The 16,407-nt window shown below is 55.4% G+C and carries 18 protein-coding genes; 14 read left to right on the forward strand and 4 right to left on the reverse strand.

All coding sequences use genetic code 11. From position 1 onward, the window contains the following. Positions 1-514: 514 nt before the first annotated feature. Positions 515-1,465 (forward strand): DMT family transporter, encoded by a 951-nt coding sequence (locus N902_RS17910; RefSeq protein ID WP_051564590.1) that lies wholly within the window; start codon positions 515-517, stop codon positions 1,463-1,465. Positions 1,466-1,504: 39 nt separating this feature from the next. On the opposite strand, the gene N902_RS0113230 is transcribed toward N902_RS17910, so the two are convergent. Beyond that, on the reverse strand, positions 1,505-2,326 hold the full coding sequence (locus N902_RS0113230) for a universal stress protein (RefSeq protein WP_027371307.1): 822 nt from the start codon (positions 2,324-2,326) through the stop codon (positions 1,505-1,507). A gap of 146 nt (positions 2,327-2,472) precedes the next feature. Continuing rightward, a complete protein-coding gene (locus N902_RS18880) occupies positions 2,473-3,582 on the reverse strand; it encodes a PAS domain-containing protein (RefSeq protein WP_027371308.1) in 1,110 nt (369 codons plus the stop codon). A 370-nt stretch (positions 3,583-3,952) separates the two neighbouring features. On the opposite strand from N902_RS18880, the gene N902_RS17920 reads away from it, so the two are divergent. The 13 genes from N902_RS17920 (at position 3,953) to N902_RS0113300 (ending at position 14,199) form a co-directional block, all read left to right on the forward strand. Continuing rightward, complete coding sequence (locus N902_RS17920; RefSeq protein ID WP_051564591.1) at positions 3,953-4,450, forward strand: response regulator; 498 nt, start codon at positions 3,953-3,955, stop codon at positions 4,448-4,450. Further along, on the forward strand, positions 4,443-5,591 hold the full coding sequence (locus tag N902_RS0113245) for a sensor histidine kinase (protein ID WP_027371309.1): 1,149 nt from the start codon (positions 4,443-4,445) through the stop codon (positions 5,589-5,591). Before N902_RS17920 ends, N902_RS0113245 begins: the two co-directional genes overlap by 8 nt. A 311-nt stretch (positions 5,592-5,902) precedes the next feature. Continuing rightward, positions 5,903-6,391: a Na+/H+ antiporter subunit E gene (locus tag N902_RS0113250; RefSeq protein WP_034622881.1), complete on the forward strand. Its 489-nt coding sequence runs from the start codon at positions 5,903-5,905 to the stop codon at positions 6,389-6,391. A gap of 2 nt (positions 6,392-6,393) precedes the next feature. Continuing rightward, positions 6,394-6,669 carry an MrpF/PhaF family protein gene (locus N902_RS0113255; RefSeq protein ID WP_027371311.1) on the forward strand — a complete coding sequence of 92 codons (276 nt, stop codon included), beginning with the start codon at positions 6,394-6,396 and terminating at the stop codon, positions 6,667-6,669. Between the two features lie 35 nt (positions 6,670-6,704). Next, the gene (locus N902_RS0113260) at positions 6,705-7,052 is read left to right on the forward strand and encodes a cation:proton antiporter (protein ID WP_027371312.1); all 348 of its coding nucleotides are present in this window, start codon (positions 6,705-6,707) and stop codon (positions 7,050-7,052) included. Next, positions 7,052-7,297 (forward strand): Na(+)/H(+) antiporter subunit B, encoded by a 246-nt coding sequence (locus N902_RS0113265; RefSeq protein WP_027371313.1) that lies wholly within the window; start codon positions 7,052-7,054, stop codon positions 7,295-7,297. The genes N902_RS0113260 and N902_RS0113265 overlap by 1 nt, the downstream gene beginning before the upstream one ends. Then, entirely contained in the window at positions 7,294-8,121 is an 828-nt protein-coding gene (locus tag N902_RS0113270) for a Na(+)/H(+) antiporter subunit B (RefSeq protein ID WP_027371314.1), read from the forward strand. The genes N902_RS0113265 and N902_RS0113270 overlap by 4 nt, the downstream gene beginning before the upstream one ends. Before the next feature lie 75 nt (positions 8,122-8,196). Then, positions 8,197-8,595: a cation:proton antiporter subunit C gene (locus N902_RS0113275; RefSeq protein WP_027371315.1), complete on the forward strand. Its 399-nt coding sequence runs from the start codon at positions 8,197-8,199 to the stop codon at positions 8,593-8,595. Beyond that, positions 8,592-10,091, forward strand: coding sequence for a complex I subunit 5 family protein (locus tag N902_RS0113280; RefSeq protein WP_027371316.1), 1,500 nt, complete (start codon positions 8,592-8,594; stop codon positions 10,089-10,091). Before N902_RS0113275 ends, N902_RS0113280 begins: the two co-directional genes overlap by 4 nt. Further along, complete coding sequence (locus tag N902_RS0113285; RefSeq protein ID WP_027371317.1) at positions 10,091-11,557, forward strand: monovalent cation/H+ antiporter subunit D family protein; 1,467 nt, start codon at positions 10,091-10,093, stop codon at positions 11,555-11,557. The genes N902_RS0113280 and N902_RS0113285 overlap by 1 nt, the downstream gene beginning before the upstream one ends. 69 nt (positions 11,558-11,626) lie before the next feature. Continuing rightward, positions 11,627-11,872 (forward strand): hypothetical protein, encoded by a 246-nt coding sequence (locus tag N902_RS0113290; protein ID WP_153304222.1) that lies wholly within the window; start codon positions 11,627-11,629, stop codon positions 11,870-11,872. Then, a complete protein-coding gene (locus N902_RS17925) occupies positions 11,862-13,634 on the forward strand; it encodes a Na(+)/H(+) antiporter subunit D (protein ID WP_034622884.1) in 1,773 nt (590 codons plus the stop codon). The genes N902_RS0113290 and N902_RS17925 overlap by 11 nt, the downstream gene beginning before the upstream one ends. Before the next feature lie 58 nt (positions 13,635-13,692). Next, positions 13,693-14,199 (forward strand): Crp/Fnr family transcriptional regulator, encoded by a 507-nt coding sequence (locus N902_RS0113300; RefSeq protein WP_027371319.1) that lies wholly within the window; start codon positions 13,693-13,695, stop codon positions 14,197-14,199. An 89-nt stretch (positions 14,200-14,288) separates the two neighbouring features. Here N902_RS0113300 and N902_RS0113305 read toward each other — a convergent pair whose 3' ends face one another. Together N902_RS0113305 and N902_RS0113310 are read right to left on the reverse strand one after the other, a co-directional pair. Continuing rightward, entirely contained in the window at positions 14,289-15,437 is a 1,149-nt protein-coding gene (locus tag N902_RS0113305) for a GAF domain-containing protein (RefSeq protein WP_027371320.1), read from the reverse strand. Between the two features lie 148 nt (positions 15,438-15,585). After that, positions 15,586-16,083, reverse strand: coding sequence for a Crp/Fnr family transcriptional regulator (locus N902_RS0113310; RefSeq protein ID WP_027371321.1), 498 nt, complete (start codon positions 16,081-16,083; stop codon positions 15,586-15,588). Positions 16,084-16,407: the final 324 nt, after the last annotated feature.

A 16,407-nucleotide genomic window follows, 5' to 3' on the forward strand; every position in this document is an offset into this window, starting at 1 on the left:
CTTTCGAAAGCTCCAAGGTGCCCAGATTAAGCACAACTCTTTGCCTGGGGCCATCCGGAGTACGAATTGACTCAACTAACTTATGTGTATAATATAACTTATTAGAATTCTTGTACTTTCTTTTTGTTTCCCTGATGAACATGCAAGGAGTTTATCATGGCTGGCCATTCTGTCAATAAGCAGTTTTGCATTCGTAGTCACTACAAAAGACCGTATAACTAAAGTAACTACGTATTTTCAGGTGGTTACGGATTTTTGGCAAGTTAATCCAGGCAAATTTTAAGCTAATTTTGCGAAGTTAAGCGTAAAGATGGGATAACAGTTTTTCATACGAAAGCGTATCATACACGTGAGTGCCGGGTGGCGGACCAAGAAGATGTGCGGGACTGCCGCTCACGGCACACAGAAGAGACGGCAAACTCTTATGAAGGCAATTCCACTTTCTGTGTCCAAGAGCCACCAAACAGTTCTGCTTGAGCAGCCGGCTTGCTTTACAAGGAGACAAACCCCCCGTATGGTCAGCTTCGACACGCTGGTGACCCGGGGAGGATCGAAAGTGAACTATGCGGACACAAGCAGAGAGCGGACAATAGGGCTGCTTATCGTCATATCCGGGGTGACGGCCATCAGCTTTGACGCCCTGCTTATTCGCCTTGCGCAGACTACGGCCTGGAATGTGATATTCTGGCGGGGGATCTTTACTTTCCTGTCCCTGGCTCTGGTGCTGGTCTGCACCAAGGGGAAAAAGGCCTTTGCCCCTTTCCAGCAGGTCCCGAAGACAGCGTGGACCTCTGCGTTTCTGTTCGGAACCGGGGGGATATTTTTTGTCACCTCAGTCGCGTTCACCTCAGTGGCCAATACCGTGGTCATCATCAGCAGTGCCCCTTTATTCGCAGCCTTGTTCACCCGTCTGTTCCGCATCGAGCTCATCCCCCTGCGGACATGGATGGCCATTGTTCTGGCTTTCTGCGGCGTGATCCTGGTTTTTGCCGGATCGTTGGGGCACGGGGCGCTGCTCGGAGACTTCATTGCTGTTTTGACCGCCTGCAATGCCGGGGGCAATCTGACCCTTCTGCGGCGGAGTCCGGATCTGGACCGGATGGGCCTGGTCAGCGTGGGCGGGATTGTCATGGCCGCATGCGTTCTGCCCTGGGCTCACCCCCTGCAGGTCAGTGCCCAGGGGTTTGTCTATCTGATGATTATGGGGCTGGTTCAGATGCCCCTGGCCCTGTACCTCATCGCCCAAAGCACCAGATATCTGCCCTCGCCTGAGGTCAGCCTGTTCATTATTGTGGAGACCCTTCTGTCCCCTCTATGGGTCTGGATTGTCCTGGGTGAAGTCCCGCCGATGATGACCTATGTCGGCGGAACCCTGATTGTGGTGACCCTGATCGGTCATTCCTGGATGGGGATGCGGGAGATCAGGCGGCTGCGGCGGGTGGCAGCCGCCGAGGTGCAAGTCTGATGTGAGTGGGATGCTGGCATGAAACAGAAGCTCTGGACCTCAGGTCAGCCAGAGGACAGCATTCTTCAGGTTGTAGGCCAGCTTCTTGCTCGTGGAGCCCAGACGGAAGAGCCCGTCTTTCGGCTTTTCCGCGTATCCGGCAGCAACAACCGCATATCCTCCTGCTTCTGCCTCCTGAAGGATGAGCTGGTCGGCCTTGGTCCCGGCGGCATTCTTGGCATGTATCCGCTCCGGAGCGATGCCGTTGTTGATCAATTCTTCCCTGGCCCGTTCCAGGATGGTGTCGCCCTTGTGCCCCTGCGGACTGGCGTGAAACAGGGTGATGGAGTGGGAGTCCTCGTTTCGAAGCATGAATCCGACATGATCGGCAATCTGCAGGGCCGGTTCGGAGCCGTCCACGCAGAGAAGGACGTTCCGGCGTCCGGGCTCAGGTTCACGGCAGAGCCAGAGCGGTGACTTGCGCTCCTGCTCCAGGACCCGCATGCTGACGCTGTCGTTGATCAGCTCTTCCAGCCGGCTGACTCCCCGTCGGCCCAAAATCACTGCGTCGTACAGCCCCTTGTTCGCTTCATGAATAATATCCTTGACCTTGCTCAGGGACCGTTTCTTGATCTTGCACAAGAGATTTTCTTCTTCAAAGCCGCCCATGATCAGGCGCTGTCTGGCTGTCTCCAGGGCCAAGTCACAGGCTTCGGCCTCCTGCTGATCCAGCTCGAACTCTGCGTCCCGCCCGCTCCGGGGGGCAATAAAAAACAGGGTGAAGCGCACAGCGTCCTTGTTTTTGAAGAACTCGTTGACAAACTTGATGCCGTACAAGTGACTGGGGTCATCGCTGATGGTCAAGAGAATATGTTTGTGCATGCAGTCTCCTCAAGGTGTCCCTCCTGCGGCATGGGTGCAGGAAAGGCTGATGTGGTACGCTTCATTGCCTGGCTTCGCCCGGGCCTTTGAACCTGCTGCCCGCAGCGCACAGACACAGTGGACTCAAGCCCCATAGTTTTTCGTTCTTATGTGTGCGAAGGGGAGGAGCTGTCTCCTCCCGGATCCACCGGGCACTGCAGGGAGGCCTTGTCGATGTCTATGATCTTGGTTCCCTGGATGTAGTCCTTGGTTTCATAAGTGGTGATCCGTTCCAGCTTGCCGGTAATGATTCGGATGCGCTTCATCTGTTCCTTGAGCTGCAGACCGGTTTGACTTTCCGGGTAGGCTTCTAGAAAGTCGTCAAGCATGAAAAAGATGTTCTGCAGGGGCTGATTCATCTCATGGCAGGCCGCTCCGGCCATCTCCAGGACGCCCTGCAGCTTCTCCCTGCGCATCTGCTCCTGTTCCGCCAGCTTGCGGTCGGTAATATCCCGGGCCACGGCAATAAGGCACTGCCGGCCACCGTATTCGATGACCTCGGCGGACCACAGGACGTGCAGCACCTCCCCGGACTTGACCCGGAACCTGACCTCTGCATTGCACACCCTGCCGTTCTCGCCCAGGATCTGGTGCAGCTCATCCCGCTCATCCGGATCGACCCAGATCCCGAGTTCAGTTGAGGTCCGGCCGATGACTTCCCTGGCCGTAAACCCTGTGGTGTGCAAAAAGGCCTGATTGACTTCCAGGTAGGTCCCGTTGTCCAGGGTGCTGATCACCACCCAGTCCGGGCTGGATCGAAAGGCCTTGTGAAACTTTTCTTCCGACTGGCGCAAAGCTTCCTTGATCAGTTCCTGTTCCGTGTTGTCCATGAAGTAGCCCAGAGTGGACCTTTGTCCCCGATAGCTGATGGAGCAGACCGACTCCAGGATATATCGGGTTTCGCCGTTCTTGCGCACGATGCGTCCCAGGTAGGGAGTGCTCCTGTGCCCCTTGAGCATCTCCACCGCCTTGCTCCGGACCATATCCCGGTCTTCGGGGTGAACGATATCCAGGGAGAGGGTGCCCTTGAGTTCGTCTTCCTGGTATCCTGTAATATGTTGAAACTCAGGGTTTACAAAGCGGAATCTGCCGTTTTGGAGGATATAGATTCCGATGGGGGAGTTGAAAAACAGCTGGGATATGAATTCCTTTTCCAGGGTATGCCACTCCTTGAGCAGTTCCTGGCTCAGGCTCTGGGGATCATGCGTGGAAACCATGGCAATCCATTGCGGTGTTGAACGTCAGGCGAAAGCGGCCGGAACAAGAACACAGCATATTTTCTATCATCTTCCGCCATCTCTCTCAAGAGTTCTTTCCTCTGCTTTTCCCGGTTCTTCGACCTAGCCTGTGGATTTTTGGAGTTTGCCATCTCTTCTGTGTTAAGTTTCGACTTCTTGTGTCGAAGAGTCATTTTTAGTCTGCTGATCCGGTAGGTTCGTTTAGGGGCTGAACGCTTGTGTTCCGGTCGTGACCCGGAGGTGAGGACAAAGACGTATAATAGGATAGGTGGAGAGTTGACAAAAAATAAAGCCTCGGGATAGAGACGATTAAGGATCAAGCGGGTTACATGCCTTGAAGAGGTGAGACATGGGCGAAGACAGGAATATACGGGTCCTGCTCATCGACGATGAGCAGTCGCTGCTCGAGTACCTGGCCAAGCGGCTTCTGCGCGAGGGGTTCACGGTCAAGGTGACTTTTTCCGGAGAAGAAGCTTTGCAGGTGGCGGCTGAAGAAGATTACGACGTTGCTGTCGTGGACTTGAAGATGCCGGGCATGGACGGGGTGGAGACCCAGAGGCGGTTGAAGACCATCCAGCCGGACCTGCAGTGCATAGTGCTCACGGGTCACGGAGGTGCCGAGTCGGCATTGGAAAGCGGACAGGAAGGGGCCTATAATTACCTGCTCAAGCCCATCGAGTTCGAGTCCTTGATGCAGACCATACGCGATGCATATCAGTACAAAATGAAACAGAAAAAGGGCAGGCCTGCCGAGCACGAGGGCCAGCCGTCTGCAGACCCGCAGGAGTCGGGAATGAAGAAAGCCATCCGCAAGCTGCGCAGCCTGTACGGCATACGAAATGACTGAGCCCCGCAATACACCCAGACCCAGATTTCCCGGTCTGCAACTGACTCCTTCCCAGCTGTCCGGTCTTGTCCGCGGACTGTGCGAATGCACGAACAATGTCTTGTGCATTTTGGACTGGGAGGGCAGGGTGTTGGATGTCAGCTCCCGCGGGGAACATCTGCTGGGCTGGGATGCGCAGCACATAGCCGACTCGCCGCTTCAGGATCTGGTTGCAAGCCCCGAGGAGCTCGAGGAACTGGTGGCAGCTGCCAAGTCCCAGGGCTGCGGAGAGCAGGAGATATGGTTCCGGCATGCCCAGGGACATACCGCCCCCTTTCGGGTCTATCTCTGCCAATGGACGGACGACGCAGGAACGGCCCAGGGACTGCTGGCTGTGGCCAGCGATCAGTCCATGTGGCATAGGTTCCAGGAAGACCTGGTGCGCATAGACCGCTTGACCGAGATGGGGCGCATGGCTGCATCCATTGTTCACGATCTGAAGAACCCGCTGTCCGTGATCAACCAGGCTGCGGGATGGGGCAAGGTGGTGGTCGAAGATGCCCGCGGCCTGTCGGACGAAGACCGGAAGGAGTTGACTCAGACCCTGCAGGAGATCGAGGCCCAGACTTCGCGCGGCAGGTCCATCACCAATCAGGTCCTGGACTTTGTCCGGGATACAGGGCCGGAACGCAAAGAGTTTTCCCTGCAGGTCCTGATTCAGGATACAATGCGCTATCTGGAGCCGGAGCTGAAGTACGTGCCTGCCCAGGTAAGCACGGATTTGCCAAAGGATGCGGTGAATGTGCATTCCGACTACAAGCTGCTGCAACAGGTGCTGGTCAATATCCTGAGCAATGCGATCTATGCCGTCCGGGAACACCAGGACAGCAGCGGGAGATTGGACATAACTCTCCGGGAGGAAGAAACCGGGGGGCATATCCGGATTGCGGACAATGGTCCGGGGATTCCGGAAAAAGTTCAGGACCGCATCTTCGAGCTGTTTTACACCACCAAGCCTGAAGGCAAGGGGACAGGCCTGGGGCTGCCCATATGCAGGAAGATCATGAAGCGCCTCGGCGGGTCGATCTGGTTTGAAAGTCAGATAGGAACAGGCACCACCTTCCATTTGAGCCTTCCCAAGCAGCGGCCTGTCCGGTCCTGAGCAGCGAGACCGTCGGAAATATGGCCGTCCTGTCCAGGACAGCGGCTGATGGCGGGGCGGGGGTGCGCCCAGCACTGGAGGGCTCGCATGTTTCCCTGTTCAAGCGCGAGGGCCCTGGTTCAGGGCAGATGCGAGTGCAAAATCTGTATTTGCACTCGCCAGAGGTCAGTAATCAGAAGTCAGAGATCAGTAGAATCAAATTGTTATATATTCAAATTTTATCGCAAATAAACGTAAGACGACTTTTTGCAGTCCCGTCAGGGTAGGGAATAACCCTCCTTAACTACAGGAGAAATCCAAGGCAAAGCATCATGAGGCGTGTTGTTTCATTCATTCTGACCTTTTGTCTGATGTACATCTTGTGGATCATTTTTTCCGGGATGTTCGACCCGATGCTCCTCTGGCTGGGAGCCGTCTCCTGCCTAATTGTGGCTGCACTGTCCCATACCCTTATTTTTCCCTATCCCAAGTGGAGCTATATCCGCTATTCGGTGAAATTTCTGGCCTATTTGCCGTGGCTGATCTGGAAGGTCTTCCAGGCCAACATCCATTTGCTGCGTCTTATCTTTCATCCCAGGATGATGGATCTCATTGATCCCCAAATCGTCAGCTTCCAGACCGACCTGAGAGAAGATTTGTCCATAACGGCCATGGCCAACTCTATAACCTTGACCCCGGGGACGATAACCGTGTCCGCAGACCACAGGGGAAATTTCAAGGTACATGCCATCGACAGGCTGACGGCCGAAGAGCTGCCGGGCGTTATGGGCCAAAAAGTCAAACGCGTTTTTGAGGACTAGCCATGGATACCTTTCTATTGGCCATCGGCCTGGGCTTGTGTGCGCTCATGATGATCACCCTGTACAGGGCCGTTTTCGGGCCGACGGTCCTGGACCGGCTGGTGGGAGCCAACGGGATAGGAAGCAAGACCGTTGTGTTGCTTTTGATTATCGGCTTTCTGTATGACCGGGTAGATATGTTCGTGGATATTGCTCTGGCCTATGCCCTGCTCAATTTTATCACTGTCCTGGCCGCGTCCAGGTATTTCTACAAGAAGAAGGGCCTGAGTGAAGAGTAGCGGTCCTGATCCAGAGGTGAGGGAGAACACTGGTTATGGTTGAACTTCTCATACATGTCATTGTTGTGGCCTGTTTGGGCAGCGGTCTTATTCTCTTTACCGGCGGTGGAGTAGGCATCCTGCGTATGCCGGATTTCTACAGCCGTCTGCATCCGGCCGGCAAGCTGGATACTCTGGGGCTGATGCTCATGGTCGTGGGCCTTGCTGTGTATAATATCACTTGGCAGCATTTCGATCTGCCCAATGTTTTGGTCAGTGTCAAAATGCTGCTTATCGCCGGGTTCATGTTTCATTCCAGCCCGACGGCCACCCATGCTATAGTGGATGCCGGGATTCAGGCCGGAATGATGCCCTGGCGCAAAACAGAGACAAGGAGGGGCTAGTGCTCTGGCAGATTGACCTCGTCATTCTCGCCCTGGTCATCGTCTGTGCCATTGCCGCCATATCAGTCCGCGATCTTTTGGGCACAGCCATACTGTTCGGGGCCTACAGCTTTATGATGTGCCTGTTGTGGGCGGTCATGGGCGCGGTGGATGTGGCCTTCACCGAGGCCTCGGTTGGGGCCGGAGTGAGCTCGGTTTTTGTTGTGGCCGCTGTATTTCGAACAACACGGAGGACCAAGGATTGAAACTGGCCGGCTTGATCATCGTCATGATTTGCGGCGGGCTCCTGCTCACGGCAACCCAGGATTTTCCGGCCTGGGGCGATCCGTCCTCCCCGGCCAGCACCCATCTCTCTCCGCACTTCATCACCGAGGCCCTGCACGAGACAGGGGCTCCGAATCTGGTGACCGCGGTTCTGGCCGACTACCGGGGGTACGACACCATGTTCGAAACCGTGGTGGTTTTCGGGGCCGGGCTGGCCTGCATCCTGTTGCTGCGCACCTATACCCAGCGGACCAGAGGGCGGGAGTACAGGCATATACCCACCGGGATCGTCATCCATATCCAGGACCCGAACAAGGCACCCAAAGGTCAGCGGGAATTCCAGCTCATCGACAACATGTGGGTCCCGCACGACCTGATCATCAAGACCGTGTGCCGGATCTTGATTCCTTTCATCCAGATCTTCGGGCTGTACGTCGTCTGCCACGGGGATTTCAGCCCAGGAGGCGGATTCCAGGGCGGGGTGATTTTTGGGGCCAGCCTCATTCTTCTGGCCTTGTCCTTTGATCTGCGGACCTTCCTGGAGCAGATGTCAGAAAAGGCCCTGGGATTGCTGTGTGCCCTGGGAGTGGTCATTTACTCCGGGATCGGATGCATGTGCATTCTGTTGGGCGGCAACTTCCTGGACTACAGTCAGCTCGCGGCTGTGCTCCCGGTGGACCCGGGCCATGTCCGGGCCCTGGGGATGCTGGGCGTGGAGATCGGGGTCGGATTCTCGGTCATGTCGGTCATGGCCATTTTGTATGTGAACATTGCTTCTGCGGGACGGCACAACCAAGGGCTGTAAGGCAGAAACAGAGCAACGACTGTGATTTTCAGCCCTGTCCCAGGCAGGGCTGAAAAATTTTATGGAGCACGCACTATGCCTGATATAGTGACTGAGATCATCCATAAGTACAACTATTGGCTGTATATCATCCTGATGATGATCGGGCTGTACGCCATGATCGCCAAGAACAATCTGATCAAGAAGCTGATCGGGATGAATATCTTCCAAACCGCTATCATCCTGTTCTTTATCTCCATCGGCTACAAGGAAGACGCCACCATCCCTATCATTGTCGGCGGCCATGGACCTGAGATGAGCCATCAGGCCATAGAGGCTGCCCAGTATATGAACCCCTTGCCCCATGTGCTCATGCTCACGGCCATCGTGGTCTCCGTGGCCACCCTGGGTGTTGCCCTGGCCTTGGTGATCATGGTCTATCAGCGCTATCAGACCCTTGAGGAAGACGAAATCCGAATGCGAGTTACGCAATGATTGCTGCCAATTATCCAGCTCTGCTCGTGCTCTCGCCCCTTTTGGCCGCATTTGTCAACGCTGCCTTGATCTGGGTGGACCGGCGCCTGTGCTATCCGGTCACCATCCTCGGGCTGGCCGCTTCAGCCCTATGCGCCTGGAAGCTGCTGCTGCAGGTCCTGGAGGAAGGAGCGGTGAGCTACTGGTTTGGCGGATGGCCCCCGCCAATGGGTATCGAGCTGTACATCGACAAGCTCAATATCCTGGTCCTGCTGGTGATCTGTGTTGTATCCCTGGTCAATATCGTGGCCAGCAAGCGGAACATCCATGCAGAGCTGGGGATCAAGGACGCCACGTTTTACGTCATCTATCTGCTTTTCGTGACCGGGATTCTGGGTGTTACGGCAACTGCGGATCTGTTTAATCTCTACGTGCTCATTGAGATCGCCTCTCTGGCTTCCTACGGCCTGCTGGCCATGGGCAACAGGGACCGGGCTCCCTGGGCCAGCCTGAACTACGTATTCCTGGGGGTCATCGGGGCCAGCTTTTATCTCCTGGGGGTGGGCTATCTGTACATCATGACCGGCTCCCTGAATATGTTCGACGTGCATAGCCTGCTGCCGTCGATCATGGGGTCCTCGGCCATTGTCGTGGCCTTTGTCTTTTGCCTCATCGGGGTCTGGATCAAGATGGCCCTCTTCCCCCTGCACGGCTGGCTGCCAAATGCCTATGCCTATGCCCCGGTGTCCGCCAGCCGGATCATTGCCCCTCTGATGACCAAGGTCATGATCTACGTCATGATCCGGCTGATGCTCTCTGTGTTTGGCTACCAGTACGTCTTTGAGGACCTGCAGCTGCAGTCCTTTGTCCTGATTCTGGCCAGTGTGGCTATCCTGGCCGGGGCCCTTCTGGCCCTGGCTCAGCAGGACCTGACCAAGATGCTGGTCTATATCATCGTCTGCGAGGTGGGGTACATGGTCGGGGGGGCCTGGCTGGGCAATGCGAACGGGATGACCGGGGCCATACTGCATATCGTGAACGACGCCCTGATGACCTTTGCCCTGTTTTTGGTCCTGGGCAATATTGCCTATGTGCACAAGAAAACCTCGTTTCAAGACCTGCGGGGCATCTTTGGATCCATGCCCTGGACCATGGCCGGGTTCGTCCTGGCCGGAGTGAGCATAATCGGTGTCCCTCCCACCTGCGGGTTCTTCAGTAAATGGTATCTGATTGTCGGGGGCATCGAGGCCGGAGCGTGGATATTTGTGGCCGCCCTGATCCTGAGCAGTCTGGCCAGCGCGGTGCTTGTCTTCAGGGTGGTGGAGATCGCCTTTTTCCCTGCCGAGGATGAGGAACACGGTGGACACGGACATCAGGAGGCGGTCCTGAACGAAGCGCCTCTTCCCATGCTTGGATCCCTGGGGCTGGTTGGGGCGGGACTGATTGCAGTCGGTGTGTGGTCAGGATTTGTGGTTCAGAAAATCATCGTGCCCTTTGTGCACCAAGGTATGAGCTGATGGATCAGATAGTCTCTCTTCGCCCCCTGTTTGCCGTTCTGGTCTCCATGCTGGTTATCCCGGTTCTGCTCTCCAGTGGCAGGCGGCCGAATGTCCGCGAAGCGTGGACATTTGTGGCCGGGCTGATCAAGTTCGGATTGGTGGTCTCCATGCTTCCGGCTGTTCTAGGCGGCCAGGAGTTTGTGCTCACTCTGGCCACGCCTTTCCCCGGCGTGCCCATTGCCCTTCGGGTCGATGCCCTGGGTATCCTGTTCGCCCTGGTGGCCTCCTTTTTGTGGATCTTTACCAGTCTGTACTCCATCGGGTATATGCGCGGGCTGAATGAGCATGCCCAGACCAGGTTCTTCGCCTATTTCGCCCTGGCCTTGTCCAGCACCATCGGCGTCGCGTTCTCCGCCAATCTGTTCACCCTGTATCTGTTCTACGAGATGCTCTCCCTGTGCACGTACCCTCTGGTCACCCATCACCAGGACCGGGAGGCCCGGATATCGGGGCGCAAGTATCTGGGGTTTATCCTGGGCACCTCGGTGGGCCTGGTCCTGCCCGGAATGCTGTACTGCTATCATCTGGCCGGAACCCTGGATTTTACTGCCGCCGGGATTCTGGCCGGCCAGGCCCCGGCCCCGGTACTCATCCTGTTGTTTTTCGTCTTTGTCTTCGGCTTCGCCAAGGCCGGGATCATGCCTTTTCATTCCTGGCTCCCGGCGGCAATGGTCGCCCCCACCCCGGTCAGCGCCCTGCTGCACGCGGTCGCAGTGGTCAAGGTTGGGGTGTTCAGCATTGTCAGGATCAGCACAGGGACGTTTGGCGTCGATCTGCTCCAGAGCCTGGCCCTGGGACCGGCTCTGGCCACGGTGGCCTCGGTCACCATTCTCCTGGCCTCCTGCATCGCCTTGTCCCAGGATGAGCTCAAGCGCCGGCTGGCATTCTCCACCATCAGTCAGCTCTCTTATATCGTCTTGGGCATTGCCCTGCTTTCCCCCAAGGGCATGCTGGGCGGAGTCCTGCACATTGTCATGCATGCCTTCGGCAAGATCACCCTGTTCTTCTGTGCCGGAGCGATCATGGTGGCCACCGGGAAAAAATTCATCAGCCAGATGGACGGCTTGGGGCGGATGATGCCCATCACCCTGGGGGCATTTTTCATCGGATCGTTAAGCGTCATCGGCCTACCGCCCACAGGCGGCTTCTACAGCAAGTGGAATCTCCTGCTGGGGGCGATATCAGCGGATCAGGTCCTGTTTGCCGGTGTGCTCCTGGTCAGTTCCTTCCTGAATGCATTGTATTTCTTGCCCATAGTGTTTCGGGGGTTTTTTGTTCCTCAGCCGGCTGGAGAAGCGGCTCCCGGGATCCAGGAGGCGCCTTTGTGCTGCGTGATACCCTTGGCCGCAACGGCCGGGATCTCTGTGGCCCTGTTCCTGTATCCCGGCCTGTTTGTCAGCCTGGCCCAAATGGCTTTGGGCTAGTCCCTGGGCAGGATGCACCAAGTACAGGGTGTTGTTCTCATGAACGAATACCGCAAAACGGGTGTGCACATGACCACAAAGCAGAGGAAAACATTGCCCAAGGGCCGGGGAGGCTGGCTGCTGCTTTGCTTTGCAGTCGGGTTGCTGCTCCTTCTGGGGGCGGAGCTGTTCGTCGAAAGGCATCCGGCTTTTCATTGGACCGAGATGTACGGTTTTTCCGCCGGATTCGGTCTTGTCTCAGCCGGTGTGTTCCTGGGCCTGGCAAAGGCTTTGCGGGGCTTTGTCCAGCGTGATGAGGACTATTATGATAACTAATCTTTGTACCCCGGGCATTATCTTGATTCTCGGCTCCTTGCTGGTCCCGTATTTTCAGGGCCGGGCCAAGTGGGTCTACCTCATGCTGTTGCCTCTGGCCGCAGGGGCTGTGCTTCTGTCCTGGACTCCTGATACCTCCAACATTGTCCGCTTTTGGGGGTATGAGCTCAATCTGAGTAGAGTGGACAAGCTGAGCCTGGTCTTTGGCTATGTATTTTGCATCATGACCCTTGTCAGTGTCTTATTCGCTCTGCACGTCCGGGACAATCTGCAGCACGTCGCGTCTTTGATCTACGCTGGAAGCACGCTCGGAGTGGTGTTTGCAGGCGATTTTTTGACCCTGTACATCTTCTGGGAAATCATGGCGGTCAGCTCCGTCTTTTTGATCTTGGCCTCCCGAAGCAGGCAGGCCAAGGATGCCGGGTTTCGCTATGTCTTGATGCACATCTTCGGCGGACTGCTTCTTCTGGCCGGTATTGTTCTGTATGCGCAGGAAACCGGGAGCCTGGAGTTTGCGCAGATCGGGCTGAACGGGGCCGGGTCCTGGCTCATTTTTCTGGGGATTGCCCTGAACGCGGCGGCAGTCCCCCTGCATGCCTGGCTTCCGGACGCATATCCCATGGGAACCCCGACCAGCACAGTGTTTTTAAGCGCCTTCACCACCAAGAGCGCGGTCTATCTCCTGGCCAGGTGCTTTCCAGGGGCCGAGATCCTGATCTGGGTCGGGGCGGTCATGGTGGTTGTGCCTATAGTCTACGCTTTCCTGGAGAACGATATCCGCAGGCTGCTGGCCTACAGCCTGCTCAACCAGGCCGGGTTCATGTTCTGCGGGATCGGGATTGGAACGGCCCTGGCCCTGAACGGAGCCATTGCCCACGCCTTTTGCTGCGTCCTGTACATGGCTGTGCTGTTCATGGCCGCCGGCGTGGTGCTGGATCGGACCGGCACAGCTCGGATTACCGAGTTGGGAGGTCTGTACAAATCCATGCCCGCAACCTGCATCTTCTGCATCATCGGAGCTGCGTCCATCTCCGCCTTCCCCATGTTCAGCGGGTTTGTCAGCAAATCAATGGTCATCAGTGCTGCAGGGCATGAGCATATGGCCGTGCTCTGGCCTTTTCTCCAGCTTGCCTCGGCCGGAGCGGTGTTCCATGCCGGTGTCAAGCTTCCGTACGCCACTTTTTTCGGGACGGATTCCGGGCTCAGGCCCAGGGAGGGATCCTGGAATATGCAAATCGCCATGGGGCTGACTGCCTTCTTGTGCGTGTTCATCGGTGTTTTTCCTGGATGGCTGTACGTCATGCTGCCGTTTTCCGTCGACTATGTTCCCTACACCGGGGCACATGTGCTCCAGCAGCTGCAGCTCCTCGGATTCGGCGGGCTGGGGTTGTATGCGGCCCTGCACTTTGGTCTCTATCCGGCTGAAGCCAGATCGATCAATCTGGATGTGGACTGGGTGTACCGTAAGCTGGGCAGTGCCGCATGCAGCTTTCTGGACTGGTCCTTAAACGGGGTCAATGCCCTGGCTGAGGAAGGCATGCGGGCCTTTGCCAGGGGCCTGGGCCGGGCAGTGCAGGCCTTTCCTGTCTCCTTTCTCATGTTCTTTGGGGTCAATATCTGGCTGCTGATGGGGCTGACCGGGCGGAAACTGGAAATGAAGAAGCGGATGCTGGTCCGGGATATGCGGGCGGGGACCATGCCCATCGGCTTCGGGGCCGGCATCGCCACCCTGTTTATCTTTGTCGTGTACATCATGACCTGACCCGGGTGAGGCTTTGGGTACACAAATTGGAATTTTGATCCGGTAAAGAGGAAAGCGCATGGTAGATAAGCACGAGTTGCGACGAATCACCCTGATTCAGGACATGTCCGATGCCCACCTCGAGCTTCTGGGAAGTGTTGGGAAGCTGAAGATATTCAGCGACGACACTGTCCTGTTTTCCGAGGGACAGGAGCTGGACCAGTGCTATATGGTCTTGACCGGGAGCATATTTTTGGAAGTTCAGCCTGTGCCGGATGTGATCATTACCCTGGAGAGGCTGGAGCCGGGGGCGTGCTTCGGGCTGTCCAGCCTGGTGGGCGGTAGCCGGAGTCAAAGCAGTGCCGTCTGTGCCGAGTCATGCGAGCTGGTGTGTCTGCCGGGCCAAAAGCTGCTGGAGCTTATGGAGAGTCACCATGATTTCGGGTTTTCCTTTCTGTCCAGGATTGTACACACATTTCGAAACCGGATGGAGCACCGGACCCAGCTCTTCTTGCGCGCCCTTCAGAACCACCCTGAACTGCAGCACTTGTTCATCTCCGGATCGGAAGGGCAGACACATTCCTGAATGAAGGCGCCGTCTCCCGGACCAGGGGAGCGGATTGAAGCGGGAGGCGGCGCGGCATTAACCAGCACTGACCCTGCGGGGAATGGCGATCAGCTGCTTCCGTCGTATCCGAACTCTTCAAGAAGGTGCTGGTATTCATATTTTATCCGTTGGTAGATTTTCGCGTTTTCTATAGCCAGTGCGCACTGTTGGGCGATTGCATCGGCGAACTTGAGCTCTTCTTCGGAAAATGACCCCTCCCCGCTGGTGAAGATAGTCAGTTCCCCAATGTTTTTGGCTCGAATGTGCAAGGGCAGGGTGAGCATTTTGTTCACCTTTTCAGCCAAAACCGCCTCCCTGTACTGCACCCGGGGGTCAGATGCGATATCCTCAATGACGATAATATCGTCAATATGGTGGGCATCGAGGGAGTATTGGGCCTCGATCCCCCTCTTGTAGGTTATCGGTCCGATGTTTTGAAATTGGTCACTGAGCCCATGGGAGGCGGCTAAGTGGAGCTCCTGGGTCGTCTGGTCCAGAAGCCGGATCTGCGTGCCCTTGACCCCAAGGGCTTCAGTGATCTTCTGCACAGCCAGTTGCAGGACCTTGTTGATGTTCAAGGTGGCATTGATCGTATTGCTGATTTCCTGAAAGCTGCTCAGGAAAAGCCGCTTTCTCTCCAACAGGTCCTCCATGTTCCGCTGGTAGACAACGGCCGCAATTCCTCGACTGGTCAGGGCCTTGGCGAACTTGATGTCGTCACGGCTTAAGCTGCCGTTTTTGCTGTCAAACAAGGCAACAGTTCCCACATTTTCATGATACATATCAACCGGGAACATGAATAAGGCCTTGAGTCCTTCTGCCTTCATCAAGGCAAAATCTTCGTCCTCCTGATCCAGATCGGTAATATCCGTGAAATAGATGTTTTCATCCGGCAGGCAATTGAATATGCTGGTTGGCTGGTTGGCTGATCGAGAATAGAGAAACCCCTGACTCAAGCCATAGCTCGAGAGCAGCTCAAGCTTATACTGCTCTGAACACTTGAATTTGAATGTATTGTCTCCCAGTCTCAAGGATTTTTGGGAGGGATATTCTTCGTATTGGCTGCTCCCAGTCAGGAGTTTTATAAAACATCCGGTAAGATTGAGGGTTTGGGTGACATATTTGGTGATGTGATTGACCACTTGCCGTTCATCAGCTCCGTCGCAAATATCCTTGTTCACCATGGCGAATGGAGATAAGTAGTCTTTTTCCATCATGATGCACTCTCCTTGGGTTGTGCGGAGGGGATTCGAGGAAAATCAGCTTCCGTAATTGCACTGCCAAACAAGGGATGTGCCGGTTGTATCCTGCTGACAATGATGGATGCTCTGCTCATGAAGATCTGATATTTTTTACTTCGGCTGTTTACCAGGCGTTTATAATATTCTCTCCCATGTGCTTGGCCAACTCGTCCTGACATTCATGGAATCTATAGCCGACGACCTTGATCATAAAAGACAGGATCTTGTATCCCATGTCTGTGTCATGTTCAAAAAGCTCAAGCAAGGCATCCCGCTTAAATTTGATCACAGTGCATGTCTCGGTCACGCAATATGCAGAAAGCCTCATCTGGTAAGGAGGAACGAAGCAGGACCAGCCAAGCATTCTGGCTTCCAGGGGACGGGCCTCTATGTGTTGGATGGTTTGATCGTTGGAAGTGATGGTTTGACCGGGCAGCTCAAAGCGGAGATCAACTTGCCCCTCGGTCTCGATCCACAGTTCTCTGGCCGGATCACCTTCTTTGAATAAACAGGTGTTCCGGGTGAAGTGTTCAGTGTACGCCTGTTCCTGAAGGGATTCCAATTGCTCTGTGCTCAGATCATGGAACAGCTCCAAAGATTTGAGGGTTTCCAGGCTGACCATAACCCACCTCCTGGTTATAAGGACACACTTTCGAAATAGATAACCATAACCGCTATGGTTTTGCGTTCAGGAGGATGAAAAGGAACCGATTTAGTAGGGATAATATTTTGCTTTTATTGTATATTCTGCACCACTTTGTGGTGTTCAGTCAATATGTGCCCACAAAAAAACACCATTACAAGCCAAGCGTGTATGTAGATGCGCCTGCAAAAAATATGTTTTTGCAGGCAGTGTTAAGTTTTAAGTTGGAAGTTTTAAGTGAAATCAAGTAGTTGTAAATTTTAATTTGTGCGTTTAACCCCAGTCTTCGACTTTTTGCAGTTG

Origin of the sequence: Desulfovermiculus halophilus DSM 18834 (assembly GCF_000620765.1) — a bacterium.
GTDB classification, from domain to species: domain Bacteria; phylum Desulfobacterota; class Desulfovibrionia; order Desulfovibrionales; family Desulfothermaceae; genus Desulfovermiculus; species Desulfovermiculus halophilus.

What these genes read in the sequence shown, in the direction of transcription:
- N902_RS0113305 (WP_027371320.1), bottom strand. Translation starts at nt 15,437, where the DNA reads ATGATGGAAAAAGACTACTTATCTCCATTCGCCATGGTGAACAAGGAT.
- N902_RS0113280 (WP_027371316.1), top strand. Translation starts at nt 8,592, where the DNA reads ATGATTGCTGCCAATTATCCAGCTCTGCTCGTGCTCTCGCCCCTTTTG.
- N902_RS0113310 (WP_027371321.1), bottom strand. Translation starts at nt 16,083, where the DNA reads ATGGTCAGCCTGGAAACCCTCAAATCTTTGGAGCTGTTCCATGATCTG.
- N902_RS18880 (WP_027371308.1), bottom strand. Translation starts at nt 3,582, where the DNA reads ATGGTTTCCACGCATGATCCCCAGAGCCTGAGCCAGGAACTGCTCAAG.
- N902_RS0113285 (WP_027371317.1), top strand. Translation starts at nt 10,091, where the DNA reads ATGGATCAGATAGTCTCTCTTCGCCCCCTGTTTGCCGTTCTGGTCTCC.
- N902_RS0113230 (WP_027371307.1), bottom strand. Translation starts at nt 2,326, where the DNA reads ATGCACAAACATATTCTCTTGACCATCAGCGATGACCCCAGTCACTTG.
- N902_RS17925 (WP_034622884.1), top strand. Translation starts at nt 11,862, where the DNA reads ATGATAACTAATCTTTGTACCCCGGGCATTATCTTGATTCTCGGCTCC.
- N902_RS17910 (WP_051564590.1), top strand. Translation starts at nt 515, where the DNA reads ATGGTCAGCTTCGACACGCTGGTGACCCGGGGAGGATCGAAAGTGAAC.
- N902_RS17920 (WP_051564591.1), top strand. Translation starts at nt 3,953, where the DNA reads ATGGGCGAAGACAGGAATATACGGGTCCTGCTCATCGACGATGAGCAG.
- N902_RS0113245 (WP_027371309.1), top strand. Translation starts at nt 4,443, where the DNA reads ATGACTGAGCCCCGCAATACACCCAGACCCAGATTTCCCGGTCTGCAA.
- N902_RS0113300 (WP_027371319.1), top strand. Translation starts at nt 13,693, where the DNA reads ATGGTAGATAAGCACGAGTTGCGACGAATCACCCTGATTCAGGACATG.
- N902_RS0113260 (WP_027371312.1), top strand. Translation starts at nt 6,705, where the DNA reads ATGGTTGAACTTCTCATACATGTCATTGTTGTGGCCTGTTTGGGCAGC.
- N902_RS0113255 (WP_027371311.1), top strand. Translation starts at nt 6,394, where the DNA reads ATGGATACCTTTCTATTGGCCATCGGCCTGGGCTTGTGTGCGCTCATG.
- N902_RS0113250 (WP_034622881.1), top strand. Translation starts at nt 5,903, where the DNA reads ATGAGGCGTGTTGTTTCATTCATTCTGACCTTTTGTCTGATGTACATC.
- N902_RS0113275 (WP_027371315.1), top strand. Translation starts at nt 8,197, where the DNA reads ATGCCTGATATAGTGACTGAGATCATCCATAAGTACAACTATTGGCTG.
- N902_RS0113290 (WP_153304222.1), top strand. Translation starts at nt 11,627, where the DNA reads ATGACCACAAAGCAGAGGAAAACATTGCCCAAGGGCCGGGGAGGCTGG.